Below are 17,664 nucleotides of genomic sequence, written 5' to 3'. Positions count from 1 at the left end.
CGTCTCCCGAATCAGAAGCCTGATTCAGCTTTGTCGATCGCGGCGTCGATCTGCTCCTGCAGGACCGCAGGCAGACCGCTGATCTTCACATCCAAAAACCCGCGTATAATGGTTGCGGTGGCCTCCTCCTCGGAGAGTCCCCGGGCCATGAGATACTCGATCTCGTGGCGGGCAATCTTTCCTACGGCGGCCTCGTGGGAGAGTTCGGTGCCGGTCAGGGTTCCTTCGATCTCGGGGATGGCGTGGACGATGCCGTCCTTTAAGATCAGGCCCTTGCACTCGATATGGCCGCGGGTGTTGTCCTTCTCGCCGAGGATGTGGCCGCGGGAGATGATGGTGCCGCCGGTGGTGATTGCCCGGGTGATCAGTTCGGCGCTCGTGTTCTCGGCGCCGAGGATGGCGCGGGAGCCGAGGTCGAGGGTCGAACCGGGTGTCGCGACGACGATGCTCGAGAACCGGGCGACGGCGTTCTTCCCGACCAGGCGGGCCGTCGGGTACATGTCGATCCTCCTGACCGGCTGCATGCAGACGTAGTTCGAGAGGAAGGTTCCGTCCTCCTCGACGACGGTGGCGCTCCGTGGGAAGACGCTGATCCCCGGGTTCCAGTTGTGGATCATCGTGGACGTGACCTTGGCGCCTTTGCCGACGTAGATCTCGGTCACCCCGATATGCGCCCCGTGCTCCTTCTGCCAGGAACTCGCACAGCCGGAGATGATGTTGATCTCCGAGCCTTCTTGCGCGATGAAGAGGTTGTGGACATGCTGCACCGGCTCGTCGCGCAGGAAGAGGCAGGCCTGGAGCGGCATCTCGACCTTCACGCCTTCGTGGGCGATGACGACGAGGCCCTGCGGGTTCTCCTGCTTCGCGAGGTACTCTGTGTATTTGTCCTTATCCTTCGGAACGGCGTTCCAGTAGTAGTCCTTGACCCAGTCGTACTTCTCGAGAGCGGCCTTGATGGGGATCATCTCGATCCCTTCGGCCCCGCAGGTGGTCTGGATCACGTCCTGGTCGATCTGGAAGAAACTCCCGCACCGGTTCTGCATCCCGACCTCGAGACCGGTCAGGGCGAGGCGTTCCCGGTCTTTCTCCGGGAGCCGTTCGATGTCCCCTACATCTGTTTGCAACGCAGACACTCTCCGTATCCTTTTTCCTTGACCACGCGCAGGATCTCACGGGGATTTCCGTGGCACCGGATCCTGCCGTCGATCAGCACGTGTCCCTGGTCGGCCTCGAGGTAGTCGAGGATGTAGCCGGTGTGCGTGATGATGAGGCCGCTCTTGCGGCGGTTGACGATATGGATGTCCTTTTCGAGGAGGTTCGCGATCTCTTTGCCCATCAGGCCCATATTCTCGAGGTCGACGCCGCTCTCCGGCTCGTCCAGCATGATAAAATCGGGCTGCTGGACCTTCAGCTGCAGGACCTCGCTCCGTTTGATCTCGCCGCCGGAGAACCCGACGTTGGTGTCCCGGGCGAGAAAACCGTCCATGTTGACCGTCTGGGCGAGCGCCTCCAGTGCGTCGCTGCCGAGATGAGACGTGGCGGTGAGGAGTTTTCCGAGTTTCAGCCCCGATATCGCGGGCGGGTGCTGAAACATCATACCGATCCCGAGATGGGCGCGCTCGTGGATCGGCATCCTGGTGATATCCGTTCCCTTAAAAATGATGGACCCGGACGTGATCGTGTAGCCGCCGAACCCCATGATGGCTTTGAGCAGCGTGCTCTTCCCCGAACCGTTCGGTCCCATCAGGATATGGGTCTCCCCCTGCCCGATATGGAGGTTGATGTCGTGGAGTTTCTCGGTGCCATCCACTTCCACGTGCAAATCACTGATATCCAGCATACGGCACTCCGTTCCATGTATTTGTCAGGGGATACATTAACACTTGCCAACAGAACAGTTGCTGTTTCGGCCGGTGGGAGGTCGAACTACGCCGACATGGGATTCATCTGGTGAATCCATTAGTTGGGCCCCTCTCTTCGTCGTAAGGGGGGCGAAATAAGGAGGAAAAATTCCGGGGTTTCACTTTCACCCTGCACGCGGCCTACGGTTAAGTAGCGTCCTCACGCCGTTTCTTATATGGAACAATCCGCATTCACCACGTTTGCCTGCCTCGCCGAGCGGGCCGCCCGGTATCCGACCGTTGTTCGGCGCAGCCAGATGCGTAAGGCGACGTACTTCGCCTCCGGCGCCCCGGCAAACAGGACCCTCCTTGCGGTGGAGAGCCTCGCGTAAGCCCTCTCTCGGTCACCCCGTAAGATACTCGCTGGCCAGGAGGTACGACCCGGGCCGGTCGTGGGCGTGGCCGGCAAGGCGGTTGTGGAGGTTCACGGCGACCTCCGCTTCATCGAGCATGACGTTGTAGGTTTCTACCGCGTCGTTGTAGTCCCCGGCCATCCGGTTGTATCCCGGGACGAGCCGGTTGTATTCCCGGGTATTTCCCGACCGGGAGAGATCCGCCATCTTCGCGTCGAGGGCCGCGAGAGCCTCCCGGTCCGCCTCGAGCTCGCGGCTGCGCACGGTAAGTTCTTCTTCGAGTTCCCTGACCCGATCGCGGGATGCGGAGAGGGCACGCTCGATCGTCTTGATCTCCTCGCAGGCCGCATAGAATCCGTCTCCGTCCCCAACCGGTATCACGAGCGGGTCGGAGGAGAGGATCGTTCCGTCCGCGAGCGCCGCGGGCGGGATGCCGAGATAACTCCTGTTCGTGGTCTCGATGTAGGCGTAGGACGTGTTACGGTAGCGGCACCCGGCGCTCTTCACCCCGACGGCCATGTGCTTCTCCTCCCCGAAGTAGAGGAGTGCGACCCCGTATCCTTCCCGCGCGAGGAGTCCGGCGAGGAGGAGGCTTTTGTCGTCGCAGTCGCCCTCGGCGTCCATGTAGGTCTCGATCGGGAACTTCGGTTCGATCATTGAGGCATCGGTTCTGTAGGGGATTGACTGCACGAATGCGGCGATCAGTTCGAGGTAACGGTCGTCGTCGAGTTCTTCCCGGTCCCGGATCTCGCGGAGAGCCGCAAGCAGGTCGGTATAGAAGGGCTCCTGGTGAGAGTCGTTGACGAACGCCAGGTAATAGATCGGGATCCACTCCTCCTCGGCGAGGTCTTCATGGAGGTAGAGTTGCCGGTCGGCCGCTTTTGCACCGGCGTAGACCGCCGGGTCGGGTTCGATCCGGATCGTCTCCTCCCCGTCCCCGAAGGGGAAGGCGTAGACCGGCGCCTCCCCCGGGGCCGCTCCCTCGACCGGCACGATCGCCGGCGGGACGACCGCCGGATGGAGGAGGCTGCCCAGGCACCCGGCCGCGAGGACTGCGGCGGCGAGGGCGAGCACGGTGAGGATTCTTCGCCACATAGGATCAGATGTAGTCCGGGAGGTCTGCGAGCGAGTCGATGACGAGGTCGGGTGCGATGCCTGAAGCGCGGACGGTCTCTTCCCGGTACTTGCCGGTCTTTACCTGGATGCCCTTCATGCCGCAGGCCTGGGCGCCGCCGATGTCGGTGACGATATCGTCGCCGACCATCGCCGCGTCCCGGGGTTCCGCCCCGATATCCCGGAGCGCACGCAGGAAGAACGCCGGGGAGGGCTTCCCGATCACCTCCGCCTCTTTCCCGGCGGCGTATTCGAGCGCGGTAACGAAGGGGCCGGCGGAGAGCATCAGCCCGTCCGTCCCCATCCAGTACCGGTCTTTCTCGAGCGCGACGAGGTCTGCACCCTCCACGAGGAGGCGAAACGCCCTGTTCAGGCGATCATAGGAGAGGCCCTCGGCTGCGTCGGCGACCACGACCGCATCGGCCCTCTCTTCCACGGCCGTGATGCCGGCCTCCTCGAAGTCCGTCCGGGCATCGGGGGTGGTGAGGAGGAAGCACCGCGTCCGGCCCCCCTCCCGCAGGGCTGCGGCGGCAGCGACCGGGGCGGTGATGATCCAGGGCTCCGGGATGGCATAGCCGAGGGTCTGGAGGCGCCCGGCGACCGAGCGGCGGGAGCGGCGGGTGGTGTTGGAGACGAACCGGTAGGGTATCCCCCGCCGGTCGAGTTCCCGGAGCGCTTCCCCGGCTCCGGCGACAGCTCGGCCGCCGACGTAGAGGACACCGTCGATGTCGATCAGGACTGCTCCGATCTTCATACCTTCTGTTGTCTGCGGGAGTATTTATGCGGTGCCCGGGAGGGGCGGCAGATTCGTGAGAACCTTCATGGGGTTGCAGGTGTATCCCCGATCCGAAATAAGGAGGGATGAGGAGATGGATGCATTCGAGCGAATTCCTGTGGACGTGAGATGGAAACTCGCCGCCAGGGAGGTCTCCGCGCTGCCGCTTGCCTACCGGAGAGCCATCCGGGACGGCGCCGACGACCAGCTCTACAACGAGGTCGAGCGGGCGGTGTGGCAGGAGCAGGGCCGGGAAGCGGGCGTCATAGCACGCGCCTTCGGAATGCCGCTCGGGAACGCCCGGGAGGTTGCGGAAGCGTTCGCGACGGCGACGAGGGTGCTCTTCGGGCCGGAGTACCGGTATGAGGTCAGGGACTCTGCGCCGGGAGAGGCCGTCCTGGCCGTTCAGGGGTGTGCGATGATCGCCCGGGCAAAAGAACTTGAGGAGAACCCGCTTTCTGTCTGCAACGCCTGTCACGCCTACACGAACGCTGCGATACCCGGGCTGAACCGGGACTACGCCCCGAAGTACCTGAGCGCGATCTGTGCCGGCGACCATACGTGCTCGATCGCGGTGAGGCCTGTGCGGCAGTGATGCGGCGGCCTCCGGGTCGCCGTTCACTTTCGCCGCGCGGCGGGTATGTTGAAGCCCGGTAAAATCCAACCCTGGCGGAAGGATGGCATACCTGTTCGATGAGAGCTGGAGGTTTGCCCCGGGCTTCCGATCGCCCTTTATCCACAACTCCGACGACGAGGAGGTTCGAAGGCTCCGGGACGACCTCGTTGCCGGGTATCGGGGCCGGGCGCTCGAGGAGGTCTTTTGCGGCCGCGAGATGTCGTGCCCGTCCGGGACATGCTACGTCGTCGAGTCCGAAATTCCCATGAGCCTTGATGCCCGAAACCCCGACCGGGCGGCATCGGCCCTCCTCGGCGACCTCACCCTGGTCCGCGGCATCGGCGAAGCGACCCGGCGGCGGCTGGAGGAACGGGGCTGCCGGACCATCGCCGATCTTATGGGTCATCCTCGCTACCGCCGGGATGCCGCCCGGCTCCTCGATTCGATCACGGGAGGGGATACCCGCGATCTCGTGGCAGAGATCGAGCGGCGGCGGCGAAGGAGCGACCCGCTCCTCCTCGAGGCCAGCCGGTTCCACGCACCGGAAGAGTTCGTCTTCCTCGATATCGAGACGCTGGGACTCTTCTCGCGGCCGATCATCCTCATCGGCCTCGCCCGGGTGAGCGGCGGGTCGATCGCCGTCCGCCAGTACCTCTCAAGGTCGGTCGAAGAAGAGGAGGCGGCGCTCGCCTCTATTCTGCCCGACCTGGAGGCGGAGGGAACGGCCCTCGTCACCTTCAACGGCAGGGCGTTCGACGTTCCCTACATTCGGGATCGGCTCGCCCGTCACGGCATCCCGGCGAACCTCGCGGTTCCTCATTTCGATGTTCTCTACTTCGCACGCCGGCGCTGGAAGGGCACGCTTGCCTCCTGCCGGCTTGGTGCGCTCGAGACGGGTGTTCTCGGCCTCGCCCGGGCGGATGACGTCCCGAGCCGGATGGTGCCGGAGTTCTACGAGACTTACCGGCGGACAGGAAGTCCCGGCCCGCTCGTCCCGGTCGTGGAGCATAACCGGCAGGACATCGTCTCGCTTGCCCGGCTCTTTGCGCTTCTCCGGGGGGATGACGGGGGCTGTGCGGCACCATGCCGGGGCAGATCGGAATGGGACGGCGGGAAGGAAAATATTGAGAAAGATCCGCGGGATATCGAAACAATTCTTCCTTTGTACCGCGCTCTGCCCGAAAAATGAGCATTTTTCCGGATTATATGTTTACCTGACAATAAAAACTCGAATGCACGGTAGCGTGCCTAATTTTTGTTTATTCGAGAATAGGGGGGTAAAAAGGGGGAATTGTAGAGCAAAATGTTTTTTAACCGCGGTTCCGACCTTAGAAATTGCCCCCAATATCTTTTTGCGATTTATTCCCATGTTGCCGTAACCTGCCGTTCCGTCACCTGCAGGATACGCTCATGCCAGATCCTCCTCCTCGAAGATGAAGACCTCCTCGATGGTGGAGTCGAGCACTCGGGCCACCCTGTAGGCGAGTTTCAGGGAGGGGTTGTACTTTCCCTTCTCGAGGAAGACGATCGTCTCCCTCCTGACTCCGACCCGCTGCGCCAGTTCCTCCTGGGTGATCCCCGTCTTCGCCCGGAGCTCCCGGATCCGGGTCTTCACAGCACATCCCTCCTCAAAATGAGGTGGGCCGGCCTCACGCCACGTCCCCCTGCCGGAAGAGGTACCACTGGAAGAGCCGTGCGGAGAGCCCCATCAGCAGGATGGCGGAGAGCAGGACGCTCTCGACCGTGAGGGCGAAGAGGCCGAGATAGTCCACCCAGAAGAGGATTGCGAGGAAGACGATGGTGAGGAGCCAGGAGTAGGAGATGCCGTACGCCCCGATCTTCTGCGTCCGCTCGTCCCTCTCCGGCTCGTCGCGGAACCTCCAGTGCCGCACCGCGGCCACCGCGAGGATCACGAGACCTATCGTCACCATAAGCGAGGAGAGCGCCTCCGTCCCGTCTACGAGGAACGGAAGGAGGATGCCTGCAGCGCCGAGAACCGCTCCCGCCGCAATCTGTATCGCGTATCGTCTCTTCATCATCTCACCTGTTATGTATATCTAACACCGTGTTAGAAAAATATAACTTTATCGGTATCGGCCGCAGTCTCCGGGGACGGGATGCCGGATCGGCCGTAGATACCCTGCCTCCTCACCTTCGCGAAGAATCGGAAGGGTGGCGGCGAGCCGTTGCCGTGGATGCCCCGGCGGGATCGCCGCGTTCGGACATGCACACAATGTGCGGGGTCTCCGGAGACCGGCAGAGCCGGGAAGCAGGGTTGGCTCCCCGATCTCCGATATCCGTAATTTTTCGAGATTTCTCCAAAAACTTAATTTTGATTGAGATTCCTTGGGTGGCTGATCATATCCTATCGTGAACAGGGTCGAACCATGAAAAGGTTACTGATAGTCTCAAACAGGCTTCCGGTCAGCGTATCCCGCAAAAACGGCGATCTCCATCTCCAGCGGAGCGTCGGCGGCCTTGCCACCGGAGTCGGTTCGTTTTACAAATCCTACGAAAGCCTCTGGGTCGGCTGGCCCGGCATGAACATCCAGAAGCAGCAGAATGAAGAGAGAGACCGGATCACCGAGATGCTCAGAAAGGAGCAGTGCCACCCGGTCTTCCTCTCCCCGTACGACATCAGGCACTACTACGACGGGTTCTGCAACAATACTCTCTGGCCGCTCCTCCACTACTTCAACCTCTATACAGAGTACGACCCCAAGACATGGCAGGTTTACCAGCGGGTGAACGAGAAGTTCTGCGACGCCGTGATGGAGGTGGCCCGGCCCGACGACACCATCTGGATCCACGACTACCACCTGATGCTCCTCCCGCAGATGCTCCGGGAACGTCTTCCCGATGCCGAGATCGGTTACTTCCACCACATCCCCTTTCCCTCGTTCGAAATCTTCCGGCACCTGCCCTGGAGAAGAGAGATCCTCTCCGGCCTCCTTGGAGCAGACCTCATTGGGTTCCATACCTACGGCTACGTTCGCCATTTCCTCTCCAGCGTCCGGCGTCTCCTCGGCTACGAGCATACCTTCGGGGAGGTCAAAACCGGTACGCGGGTGGTGCGGACCGACCTCTTCCCGATGGGCATCGATTACCACCGGTTCGCCGACTCCGCGGGCAGCGCTCCTGTCCAGAAGGAGATAACCCGGATCCGGCTGAAGTATGGGAAGCGCAAGATCATCCTCTCCTTCGATCGCCTGGACTACACGAAGGGGATTCCGCTTCGGCTCGAGGCGTTCGACGCGCTCCTCGAAAAGAAGCCGGGTTACCAGGGGAAGGTCTCCCTCGTTCTCGTTGCTGTCCCGTCCCGGATCGGCGTCCGCAGTTACCAGACGTTGAAGAAGCGGATCGACGAGCTCGTCGGCCGGATCAACGGAAAATACGGGACGACCGACTGGATCCCCGTCCGCTACTTCTACAACTTCCTCCCGTTCGAGACACTGGTGGCGTTCTACAGCGCCGCCGATGTCGCCCTGGTGACGCCGCTCCGGGACGGCATGAACCTGATGGCGAAAGAGTACGTCGCCACGAGAACCGACGGCACGGGCGTCCTCATCCTCTCCGAGATGGCGGGGGGGGCCGAGGAACTCGGAGAAGCGATCATCGTCAACCCGAACGACCAGGACGCGGTGATCGAGGCGATCGAGACGGCGCTCGCCATGCCGGAGAAGGAGCAGATCGAGCGGAACCGGACGATGCAGAGGAGGTTGATGCGCTACGACATCGAGCACTGGGTCGGCGACTTCCTTGTACGCCTGGGCGATGCCCGGGCAGTCCGGGTCGAACGCTCCGAACAGATCGTCACTCCCACCATCCGCGACGAACTGGTCGCGGATTACAACGCAGCGAGCGACCGGCTTCTCCTCCTCGATTACGACGGCACCCTGGTTCCGTTCGCCGCCAGACCGCAGAAGGCGGTTCCCGGCGACGCGACGCGGGAGGTGCTCAAGTCGCTCTCCGGGACGCCCGGAAACGAGGTGGTGGTGATCAGCGGGAGGGATCGATCCACGCTTGATGCCTGGTTCGGGGAGCTGGATATCGGGATCATCGCCGAGCACGGTGTCTGGGTGAAAGAGCGCTCCGGGGAGTGGCGGATGCCCGAGCCCCTCTCGGACGAGTGGAAAGGGGAGATCTACCCGCTCCTCGAACTCTACACCGACCGCACCCCCGGCGCCTTCATCGAGGAGAAGGACTACTCCCTTGTCTGGCATTACCGGAGAACCGATCCGCTGCTCGGGGCGCAGCGGGCGAAGGACCTCAAAGACGACCTCCTGCACCTGACTTCCAACCTCAACGTCGGGGTCATGGACGGGAACAAGGTCATCGAGATCAAGAACAACGTCGTCAACAAGGGCAGAGCAGCGCTGAACTGGGTCTCCCGGAACACCTGGGACTTCATCCTTGCCATCGGGGACGACCGGACGGATGAAGATCTCTTCGAGGCGATGCCGCCGGAAGCCTACTCGATCAAGGTCGGGCTCGCACCGAGCAGGGCCAGGTTCAATCTGGTTGCCCAGCGGGACGTGCTGCCCCTCTTGAAAAAGTGCATCGAGTGCGATATGGAGTGCGTCTCCAGGAAAAAGGAGAGGCCGGGGAGGGAGAAGAGGGTTATTGAGTCGGCTGCTCCGGGATGACGGATCTGACCGTCAGGAAGACCGGGCCCCGGAGGTCCACCTTTTTGTTGTGGTCGGTGATGTGCCGCATCGCGTACTCCTCGATGCGCATGTTGACGTCTGAAGGGAGTTTTGACATCTTCACCTGGACGTGCGTTCCTTCGCCGCACCGCGCCGCCTCCTCGATCCGGGCGGCGGCGAGGCTCGATACCGCGTCGAGGTAGGTGATCCCGGTGGAGACGCCTTCCTCCCTGACCTTCGCCCACTTCTCGATATCCGGGACACCGAGCACCGAGCCGTCGTGAACATAGACCTCGTTAAAGCAGGCCGGCCCGCAGAGTTTCGTGTTGGACTCGGGCTCCTCGACGATCACCTCTATCTCCCTTCCGGCGATCTCTCCCTTCCAGGCGGTGAACGCACAGGGCCCGGGGGCGGCGGCGTGCTCGGCGGCCGTGGCGCGGATAGCCTCCGCTATCCGCTTCCCTACCGCGGATCTCGGCTCTTCGCGGAGGTGGACGGCGCCGGCGACCTCGCGGTCGGAGATCTCCTGCGGGAAGAACTGCGGGTGGGTGAGCTGGCGGATGTCGTTTGACTGGTAGGCGATCATCGCGAGCCGCTCCACCCCGAGGCCGAGGTTCATCACCGGCACGCCGATCCCGTACTCCGCGAGCGCCGAGGGCGAGTAGATGCCGAAGGTGGCGACCTCGACCCACCCGAGGGCCGGGTGGCGGGCGTAGACCTCCGTCTGGGTTTCGGGCATGTAGTATTTCGACCGCTTCTCGTCGGGCTGGAACCTGAACTCCGTAAAGCCGAACGCCGAGAGGAGAGCCTCGCTGATGGCTTTCCCCTCCTCGAGGGTGACGTCCTCGCCCGCGACGACGCAGGAGGCCGAGTGGTAGGCCATCAGGCGGGTGGGGCCTTCCTCCTGCTCCCGCCGGAAACACCGGTCGACCGAGAAGAGCCTTATTGGGAGGTGGCGCTTCTCCCAGAGGGAGGAGAGCGTCAGGAACCAGCCGCTCGTCATGTGGCTGCGGAGGGTGTTGCGCGACGACTCGGGCGCCAGTTCCCGGAACTCGGGGAAGACCGCATCCAGGATATGCACCACGGCGGCGTCGTCTGCCTCGAGGACGGCCGCGAGTTCGTGCGTCAGTTCGTCGCCGTCGATCGTTCCCTTCTTGTAGCCGTGAAGGGTCTCGCGGAGTTTCTCCTCGGTGCCGGGGGAGACTGCACGGCCGAGGATGGCCTCGATCTCATCAAGCTGCTTTCGTGCAATCCCGACGTTCGGGCGGGGCAGCCCGCCGAGGTAGAAGACCCGGTCGAGGACGGCCATGGCTTCGGGACCGAACTGCCGGTAGATATCCGATTCTTCGACGATAAGGGGATTGATCGCCTCGTCGAACCCCATCGCGAGGTAGGTCTCGCGGAGCCGCTGCACGATCTCGAAGATCGGGTGCGGTCTCGCCCGGGTGTACCTCAGCCGGGGGTACCGGCCGGAGACCCCGGCCGGTGTCAGAACCGACGGCCCTTCGTGCCAGGCATGCTCGAAGTCCTCTCTCGCCCTCTTTTTGAACTCTTCCACATCGAATCTCATACGTCTCGCTCCAGGCAGACGACCCGGCTCACCGGGCTCTCGTCTCTGATACTATAATCGCAGTGTTTTGCAATCTGCTCTGAAAATGCCCTTACTTCGCGGTGTTCGGGCATCTGAGTCCTCTGAAGTCGATTTCTACTGTACCCCAGATACATATAACCCTTTACTTCCACGAACCGGGCTCCGGAGTCCTGGTAGATCGCCGCGTAGCGCTCGGGAGAAAAGTCGTTGTAGCCGCGCACCACCGTGGTGCGGACGGCCGACCGGCGTTCCCGGAGTCCGGCGAGGCTCTCCTGTATGCAGTCCCAGTAGTCCTCCCTTGGCCGGCAGAGGGCGAGGTAGGTCTCGCGGTCGGGGGCGTCAAGGGAGACGTAGGTCTGGTAGGGCCGGCACCGGGCGAGGACGTCGGGTCGGGTGCCGTTCGAGACGAGGAAGGTCGTGTATCCGTCCGCGTTGAGGGCATCGACCAGTTCCGGGAGCCGCGAGTAGCAGGTCGGTTCCCCCGAGAGTGATATCGCGACCATGGTGGGGTCGAGGGCCTCCGCGAACCGTTCGGGCGCGACGTAGGGCGAGACCTTGTAGCCCGATAGGGCCTTCTTCTGGACGCGCCGGAGGTTCTCGACGATGACGTCCGGCGGACACTCCTCCTCCTCGACGACCCCATGCTCGAACGAACGCCAGCAGAAGAGGCAGTGCTGGTTGCACTTGAGGGTGGGGGTCATCTGGACACAGCGGTGGCTCTCGATGCCGTAGAACTGCGCCTTGTAGCACATCTCCCCGCCCTTGAGCGCCCGCTTGTTCCACATGCAGGGTTTTACGGCCGCCGAAGAGGTCGGGGTGATGAACTGGTAGCCCTGCTTTTTGAGGGCCTTACATGCTTCTGAGCGCATCGATCCCGAGAGTCTCAAGCGACTCCTGCAAGGTGTTCCTGACCGCGTCCACGAGCGCGAGACGACTCTTCCGGGTCTCGCCCTCGCTCTTCAGGACCGGGTCGTAGTGGTAGAAGGCGTTGAAGAGGTCGGCGAGTTCGCGGGCGTAGGCTGCGAGGAGGTGCGGACGGAGTTCCTGCACGGTCTGCTCGACGACGGCCGGGAACCGGGCGAGGTGCCGGGCGAGCGCGGTCTCGTGGTCGGTCTCAAACGTGTAGGCCCGCTCGAACTCGCCGGCCTTCTCGAGGATGCTGCAGGCCCGGGCGTGGGCATACTGGATGTAGGGGCCGCTCTGCCGCTCGAAGTCCAGCGCCTCCTTCCAGTTGAAGACCGTGCTCTTCTCCGGCGAAACCTTCACGATGTCGTAACGGACGGCGGCGATGGCGACCGACTTTGCGATGGCGCACCGTTCCTCCGGGGGGAGTTCCGGCCGGCGGGTGGTCACTTCGTCGAACGCCTTCGCGGCCACTTCCTCCATCAGCGCGTCCGCCGAGACGAACTTACCTGCCCGGGTGCTCATCGAGCCCTCGGGGAGGGAGACGAACTCGAAGAAGACGATCTCGGGCGGCTCCTCACCGAGGAGTTCCAGGGTGGCCTGGAGCTGGGCGCCGATTAGTTTGTGGTCCGCCCCGAGGACGTCGATCATCCTGTCGTAGTTGCGCGCCTTCCAGGTGTGGTAGGCGAGGTCGCGGGTGCTGTAGACCGAGGTGCCGTCGCTCCGCCGGAGGATGTACTTCTTCTCGAAGCCCCTCTCCGAGAGGTCGACCCAGAGCGTCTCGTCTTCGTGGGCCTGCGGCAGCCGCCGCACCTGCTCGACGATCCGGTCGACGTCGCCGATCCGGACGAAGTCGCTCTCCCAGACGAACCGGTCGTGGTGGGCGTTTAAGGCCGCGAGGGTCGCCTTGAGCCCTTCCGCGCAGAGGGAGACGGCTCTCCGGAACTTCGCGACGGTCTCCGCGTCGCCACGCTCCACCTTCTGCATGAGGTGGTCGATCTCCTCCGTGATCCCGGGATTCTTCTCGATCTCCCGGTTCGCCGCGACGTAGACCCGGGCGACGTAGTGATCTTCCTTCTCGCCCTCCTTCCGGGCGATATCGAGGTGGTCGAACCCCCACGAGACGATGGCGATCTGGCGGCCCATATCATTGAGATAATACTGCACCTCGAGCGGGTGCCCGGCCTTGCGGAACGCACGGGCGAGGGTGTCGCCGATGACGGTGTTTCGTATGTGCCCAACGTGGAGCGGCCCGTTCGGGTTTGCGCTCGTGTGTTCGAGCACGACCCTGCCGGAACGGCGCGGGAGGGCCCCGTAGCCGGGCTCGATCGCCTCCCTGACCGCCTCTGAAAGAAGCGTCGGGCCGAACCGGAAGTTGACGTAAGGGCCTGCCGCCTCGACCTGGACGTCGCCGAGTTCGGGGTCCGCCGAGAGTTTCTCGGCAATATCGGCGGCGATCTTCTGGGGGGCCCGTTTCTCGATCTTCGCAAGTTTGAATGCTATCGTCGAGGCGAGATCGGCGTGATCCCCGCCTTTCGTGAGGAGGACATCCTCCTCACCGGTGCATGCCCGGAGCATGCGCTCGATCTGTTGGTACTTCTCCTGATACATCATTAGTATCCTGTCCTGTAGCGCAGGATTGCAGCGATCCCGCCGAATGCGTTGTAAAGCATCGAACCTTCTTCGAAATCGTCCGAGATGATCCTGACCGTCGTGCTGCTCTGGTCGGCGAGCGTGGTCAGTTCGTCGATGATATCGCTCTCCTCGGCCACGTAGAGCGTTCCGCCGTCTTTGGGGCAGGTGCCGAGGTCGAGGTCTTTGATATGCATCCCCGGCTCGATGCTGACTGTCCGCTCCTCGGTATAGTCACCGTTCTGGCAGGCAAGTTTCAGCCGGGCCCTCCGGAGTTTGTCGGAGAGGAGGAGGGTGTCGACGGCACCGAGTTCCAGGTTCTTTCGAACACTCTCTTCCCCGTAAGCGGCCGCCCCGTCGTCTTTGACCAGTTCCTGGAGGAACCGGTTCATCACGTTCTTCTCCTTGATGATATCGAGGCCTTTCAGGGCATCCGACGCGTTCTCGACGAGTTCGGCAAGCCCGGACTCGTTCGTGTAGGAGACGTCGAAGAGCCCGATGATCCGCTTCTGCAGCTCGTGGTGGAGGAAACCGCCGGCCTCGAACTCCTCCTTGGTCGGGGTCGGGCCGCCGATCAGCACGCCTTTGAACCGCTCGAAGAAGTCCTTCTCGGCGAGGAAGATCTCGCTTGCGAGGTCGCCGATCTTCTTGTAGAACTCGTTGATGGCGATCAGCCGCAACCTCTGGAAACGAACGCTTGACTGACCACCTTTTCGCTGCTTGCCGGGAACGGTCGAGGTGACGCCCCTGACCGGTTCTATCCGGCTGCCCCGGAGAAATCCGACATAGGCCTCCCGCCGGTCGAGGACGATGAGGCCGTAGACCTCTTTCTCCCCGAGCATCTGCTCCAGCGGCTCCAGTTCGAACGAGGAACTGCACCGGTACATGTAGGTGTTGAGCGGTTCGGGCGGCTCGATGATCTCGCAGTCAAGGTCGGTGCGGTCGCCCCCGATATTGATCGTGCCGCAGAAGACTGCCATGCCGTGCTCCGGCGGGCGCTTATAGTATTTCAGACGGGAGAGGATGGAGGATATGGCACTCTGGACGTTCGTCCGGGTCTGTTTGCTCTTGATGTTCGCGCACTGCCCGAACTCGTCGCGGAGCTGGGCGGTCACGTCGTATATCTGCTTATCCGGAGGTATATACAGGGTGATCAGCTCGGTGCCGCTCCCTTCCTTCTCCGCCAGCCTCTCAAGCATCTTCTTAAATTCGTAGCGCTTTCGCGGCGTATCCATCTCTTGCGTATCTTCCATGGGGGTTTCACCAGGCCAGCTGAATGTTGTTCAATTGTCGAAGCTACTATATGTTTCTCTGAGGAAGGGCATAAATCTGCGCACATCCGTCGGCGCCGTGTGCCCCCCTCAGTCCAGGCACCGGCAGATGAGGCAGATCGTCTTTGCGTCGACGATCCTGCCGTCCGTGACCATTGCCTCGAGTTCGCGCACCGGAACACGGACGACCTCGATCATCTCGTCGTCGTCCATCCCGTAGTCGGAGCAGGGGGAGAGCCCTTCGGCCCGGTAAAGCCAGATTCGCTCGTCGGTATAACCGGGCGAAGAGTAGATGGAGCCTTTCGGGACGAAGGTTCCCGCTTTCATCCCGATCTCCTCGATCAACTCCCGGTAGGCCGTCTGCTCCGGTTCCTCGCCCTCGTCGATCGTTCCTGCCGGCGCCTCGAGGATATATTCATCGATGGCGAACCGGTACTGCCGGATGAGATAGCAATCGTCTCCCTCGATCGGGAGGATGGCGACCGCCCCGGCTGGACGGACGACCACCCGCTCCTTCTGCTTTCCGTTCGGGAGGGTGACCGTTGTCTCCTCGATGGTAAGCCTTCTGCCGCGATAGATCTCCATGGTCACCTCTCGTACTCGATCGGATCCTCGAGCCCGAGTTCCCGGAACGCCTCCCTCCGGTAATGGCAGGAGGAGCAGACCCCGCAGGCCCGGTCGTTCTCCTGGTAACACGACCAGGTCAGCTCGTAGGGGACGCCGAGCGCGAGCCCTTTTCTGACGATCTCCACCTTCGACATCCGGACGAACGGCGTCATCAGGGTGATCCGCGATTCCGCCGCCGTGCCGAGGTCGACCGCCCGCTGAAACGCCTCGATGAACTCCGGCCGGCAGTCGGGATAGCCGGGGTAGTCTCCGGTCTGGACGCCGATGAATACCGCTTCCGCCCGGCGGGCTTCCGCGAGGCTGGTCGCGATGCCGAGGAGGTTCGCGTTCCGGAAAGGAACGTAGGTGCTCGGGACACCCTCCTCCTCGCCGGCGTACTCCTCGACCGGGATCGAGGTGTCCGTCAGGCTCGATGCCCCGATCTTCTTGAAGTGCTCGAGGCTGATCTCGACGAACTCGAGAGCATCGAGCTTCTTGGCGACGGCCCGGGCGCACTCCCGCTCCTTTGCCTCCGTCCGCTGGCCGTAGGTGAAGTGGAGCGCGATGATCGCGTAACCCATATCCTTTGCGACGTAGGCGAGCGTGGTGGAGTCCATGCCGCCCGAGAGAAGGCATACCGCTTTCTTCATTTTACCCCCAGGATCTTGTGGAGTTGCAACTGAAACCTCGCCGGGAGGTTCTCCTCGACGATCTGTTCCGCGACGGCCCGGTAGTCGGACCCCTCCACCGGCGAGATGAAGACCTCGCCGCGGATCTCGCACCGGCCCATCACCGCCCGGGCGTAGAGGAGGTCGTCCTCGTCCGCCACCACGAACTTCACGCAGTCGCGCGGGGTGATGTAGGGGATGAGCGAGAGATCGCTCTTCTCTCCGGACGAGGGGCACTTGACGTCCATGCAGATGGAGGCGTACGGCTGCATCTCGCGGAAGTCGCAGGTGCCGTTCGTCTCGATCTCGACGGTATACCCATGAAGATCGAACTTCTCGAGGAGTTTCAATACCTCCTCCCGCTGCAGGAGCGGCTCTCCGCCGGTGATGCAGATATGCGTCCCCCGGAGCAGCCAGACCCGGTCGAGGACCTGCGTAACGCTCATCTCTTCCCCGCCTTCACGGGCGTAGGGGGTGTCGCACCAGGCGCACCTGAGGTTGCACCCGGCGAGCCGGATGAACGTGCAGGGCCGTCCCTGGTTCTTCCCCTCCCCCTGGAGGCTCCGGAAGATCTCACTGACGATCATAGGTGCGCTCTGCGTAGCAGGTTGTCGACTCCCAGACCCGTATCTTTGCGACGCGGGCGTCGTGTCCCTGCCGCGCGGCCTCGGCGTCGATCATCTCTGCTATCAGCCCTGCGAGGTGCTCGCTCGTCGGGTCGCCGGAGGTGGTGACGACCGGGTGGAACTCTTCGATGCATGCCGCCATGGGATCGTCTTTGTTCAGGATCACCTGGTGGTCGAACCGCCCGACGACCTCTTTAATACAGTTGTAGTCGAGAACAATCCCCGTGCGTTCGTCGGCCTTCCCATCGATCCAGACCTCCACACGCCACTGGTGGCCGTGCAGCCGGAAACACTTCCCCCGGTAATGGATCAGGCGGTGGGTCGCCTCGAAAAAAACCTCTTTGTATATCCGGGTTGTCATCAATGAAGGTTGCCCGCCAGGGTATAATATTATATCAGCTCCCGATCTAATACCTAGGGCAGAAGATCGGCGTGCAAGCGGGTTCCACAATATATAAATCCGTAACGCGCGTTGTTTTATAGCACACCAGGAGTTGCTCCTATCCACAAATTCAACTAATTCGAGGGTATTCGATGGGAAATGGAAAATTTGCAGCCCGAAAACTGAAGCGCGATGCAAATAATAACCGGTGGCATGACACTGGCTACGCGCGCCGCCAGCTCGGGCTCGATGTAAAAGCTGACCCCCTTGAGGGAGCACCGCAGGGCCGCGGGATCGTTCTCGAGAAGGTGGGTGTCGAGGCAAAGCAGCCGAACTCTGCGATCAGAAAGTGCGTCCGCGTGCAGCTGATCAAGAACGGCCGGCAGGTAACGGCGTTCGCCGTCGGCGACGGTGCCATCAACTTCATCGATGAGCACGATGAAGTCGAGATCGAGGGCATCGGCGGCAGACTGGGCAGGTCGAAGGGTGATATCCCCGGCGTCCGGTTTGTCGTGACCAAGGTGAACAACGTCAGTCTGCGTGAAATGGTCACGGGTCGCAAGGAGAAGCCGCGGAGGTAA

Annotated in this window: 19 protein-coding genes; 5 read left to right on the top strand and 14 right to left on the bottom strand. The window is 62.5% G+C overall.

Annotation, left to right across the window (positions count from 1 at the left end; translation table 11 throughout):
* Positions 1 to 11: 11 nt before the first annotated feature.
* Entirely contained in the window at positions 12 to 1,124 is a 1,113-nt protein-coding gene (locus MCUHO_RS08460) for a SufB/SufD family protein (protein WP_067076792.1), read from the bottom strand.
* A complete protein-coding gene (locus tag MCUHO_RS08455) occupies positions 1,109 to 1,840 on the bottom strand; it encodes an ABC transporter ATP-binding protein (protein WP_067076789.1) in 732 nt (243 codons plus the stop codon). Before MCUHO_RS08455 ends, MCUHO_RS08460 begins: the two co-directional genes overlap by 16 nt.
* A gap of 237 nt (positions 1,841 to 2,077) precedes the next feature.
* On the opposite strand from MCUHO_RS08455, the gene MCUHO_RS12780 reads away from it, so the two are divergent.
* Positions 2,078 to 2,233, top strand: coding sequence for a hypothetical protein (locus MCUHO_RS12780; protein ID WP_161485891.1), 156 nt, complete (start codon positions 2,078 to 2,080; stop codon positions 2,231 to 2,233).
* A 12-nt stretch (positions 2,234 to 2,245) separates the two neighbouring features.
* Here the strand turns inward: MCUHO_RS12780 and MCUHO_RS08450 are convergent, their stop codons facing one another.
* Together MCUHO_RS08450 and MCUHO_RS08445 are read right to left on the bottom strand one after the other, a co-directional pair.
* Positions 2,246 to 3,349: a hypothetical protein gene (locus tag MCUHO_RS08450; RefSeq protein ID WP_067076787.1), complete on the bottom strand. Its 1,104-nt coding sequence runs from the start codon at positions 3,347 to 3,349 to the stop codon at positions 2,246 to 2,248.
* A gap of 4 nt (positions 3,350 to 3,353) precedes the next feature.
* The gene (locus MCUHO_RS08445; RefSeq protein ID WP_067076783.1) at positions 3,354 to 4,121 is read right to left on the bottom strand and encodes a TIGR01458 family HAD-type hydrolase; all 768 of its coding nucleotides are present in this window, start codon (positions 4,119 to 4,121) and stop codon (positions 3,354 to 3,356) included.
* Between the two features lie 115 nt (positions 4,122 to 4,236).
* Between MCUHO_RS08445 and MCUHO_RS08440 the strand changes: the two genes are divergently transcribed.
* Positions 4,237 to 4,737: a hypothetical protein gene (locus tag MCUHO_RS08440; protein ID WP_067076779.1), complete on the top strand. Its 501-nt coding sequence runs from the start codon at positions 4,237 to 4,239 to the stop codon at positions 4,735 to 4,737.
* Between the two features lie 82 nt (positions 4,738 to 4,819).
* Positions 4,820 to 5,947 (top strand): ribonuclease H-like domain-containing protein, encoded by a 1,128-nt coding sequence (locus MCUHO_RS08435; RefSeq protein WP_067076776.1) that lies wholly within the window; start codon positions 4,820 to 4,822, stop codon positions 5,945 to 5,947.
* A gap of 219 nt (positions 5,948 to 6,166) precedes the next feature.
* On the opposite strand, the gene MCUHO_RS08430 is transcribed toward MCUHO_RS08435, so the two are convergent.
* Together MCUHO_RS08430 and MCUHO_RS08425 are read right to left on the bottom strand one after the other, a co-directional pair.
* Positions 6,167 to 6,373, bottom strand: coding sequence for a helix-turn-helix transcriptional regulator (locus tag MCUHO_RS08430; RefSeq protein WP_067076771.1), 207 nt, complete (start codon positions 6,371 to 6,373; stop codon positions 6,167 to 6,169).
* A gap of 34 nt (positions 6,374 to 6,407) precedes the next feature.
* Complete coding sequence (locus MCUHO_RS08425) at positions 6,408 to 6,797, bottom strand: hypothetical protein (protein WP_235808214.1); 390 nt, start codon at positions 6,795 to 6,797, stop codon at positions 6,408 to 6,410.
* A gap of 348 nt (positions 6,798 to 7,145) precedes the next feature.
* Here MCUHO_RS08425 and MCUHO_RS08420 point away from each other — a divergent pair, with 348 nt between their 5' ends.
* Positions 7,146 to 9,404 (top strand): bifunctional alpha,alpha-trehalose-phosphate synthase (UDP-forming)/trehalose-phosphatase, encoded by a 2,259-nt coding sequence (locus MCUHO_RS08420; protein ID WP_067076767.1) that lies wholly within the window; start codon positions 7,146 to 7,148, stop codon positions 9,402 to 9,404.
* Here the strand turns inward: MCUHO_RS08420 and sepS are convergent.
* From sepS to MCUHO_RS08380, 8 genes are all read right to left on the bottom strand, one after another.
* Positions 9,379 to 10,974, bottom strand: a complete 1,596-nt coding sequence (sepS, locus tag MCUHO_RS08415) for an O-phosphoserine--tRNA ligase (RefSeq protein ID WP_067076764.1) — start codon at positions 10,972 to 10,974, stop codon at positions 9,379 to 9,381. The genes MCUHO_RS08420 and sepS overlap by 26 nt on opposite strands.
* Positions 10,971 to 11,864 carry a 4-demethylwyosine synthase TYW1 gene (gene twy1, locus MCUHO_RS08410; protein ID WP_067076761.1) on the bottom strand — a complete coding sequence of 298 codons (894 nt, stop codon included), beginning with the start codon at positions 11,862 to 11,864 and terminating at the stop codon, positions 10,971 to 10,973. The genes sepS and twy1 overlap by 4 nt, the downstream gene beginning before the upstream one ends.
* Positions 11,845 to 13,509: an arginine--tRNA ligase gene (gene argS, locus MCUHO_RS08405; protein ID WP_067076757.1), complete on the bottom strand. Its 1,665-nt coding sequence runs from the start codon at positions 13,507 to 13,509 to the stop codon at positions 11,845 to 11,847. The genes twy1 and argS overlap by 20 nt, the downstream gene beginning before the upstream one ends.
* 2 nt (positions 13,510 to 13,511) lie before the next feature.
* Positions 13,512 to 14,783, bottom strand: a complete 1,272-nt coding sequence (gene prf1, locus MCUHO_RS08400; RefSeq protein ID WP_067076753.1) for a peptide chain release factor aRF-1 — start codon at positions 14,781 to 14,783, stop codon at positions 13,512 to 13,514.
* Between the two features lie 108 nt (positions 14,784 to 14,891).
* A complete protein-coding gene (locus MCUHO_RS08395; RefSeq protein WP_067076750.1) occupies positions 14,892 to 15,386 on the bottom strand; it encodes an NUDIX hydrolase in 495 nt (164 codons plus the stop codon).
* Between the two features lie 2 nt (positions 15,387 to 15,388).
* The gene (gene queC, locus MCUHO_RS08390; protein ID WP_067076749.1) at positions 15,389 to 16,057 is read right to left on the bottom strand and encodes a 7-cyano-7-deazaguanine synthase QueC; all 669 of its coding nucleotides are present in this window, start codon (positions 16,055 to 16,057) and stop codon (positions 15,389 to 15,391) included.
* Complete coding sequence (locus MCUHO_RS08385) at positions 16,054 to 16,662, bottom strand: 7-carboxy-7-deazaguanine synthase QueE (protein ID WP_067076745.1); 609 nt, start codon at positions 16,660 to 16,662, stop codon at positions 16,054 to 16,056. Before MCUHO_RS08385 ends, queC begins: the two co-directional genes overlap by 4 nt.
* The gene (locus tag MCUHO_RS08380; RefSeq protein ID WP_067076742.1) at positions 16,649 to 17,062 is read right to left on the bottom strand and encodes a 6-pyruvoyl trahydropterin synthase family protein; all 414 of its coding nucleotides are present in this window, start codon (positions 17,060 to 17,062) and stop codon (positions 16,649 to 16,651) included. Before MCUHO_RS08380 ends, MCUHO_RS08385 begins: the two co-directional genes overlap by 14 nt.
* Positions 17,063 to 17,235: 173 nt before the next feature.
* Between MCUHO_RS08380 and MCUHO_RS08375 the strand changes: the two genes are divergently transcribed.
* Positions 17,236 to 17,664, top strand: coding sequence for a 30S ribosomal protein S12 (locus MCUHO_RS08375; RefSeq protein ID WP_011845039.1), 429 nt, complete (start codon positions 17,236 to 17,238; stop codon positions 17,662 to 17,664).

Origin of the sequence: Methanoculleus horonobensis, from assembly GCF_001602375.1 — an archaeon.
Classification (GTDB): Archaea; Halobacteriota; Methanomicrobia; order Methanomicrobiales; family Methanoculleaceae; genus Methanoculleus; species Methanoculleus horonobensis.
This window is presented reverse-complemented; position numbering and strand designations above follow the sequence as displayed.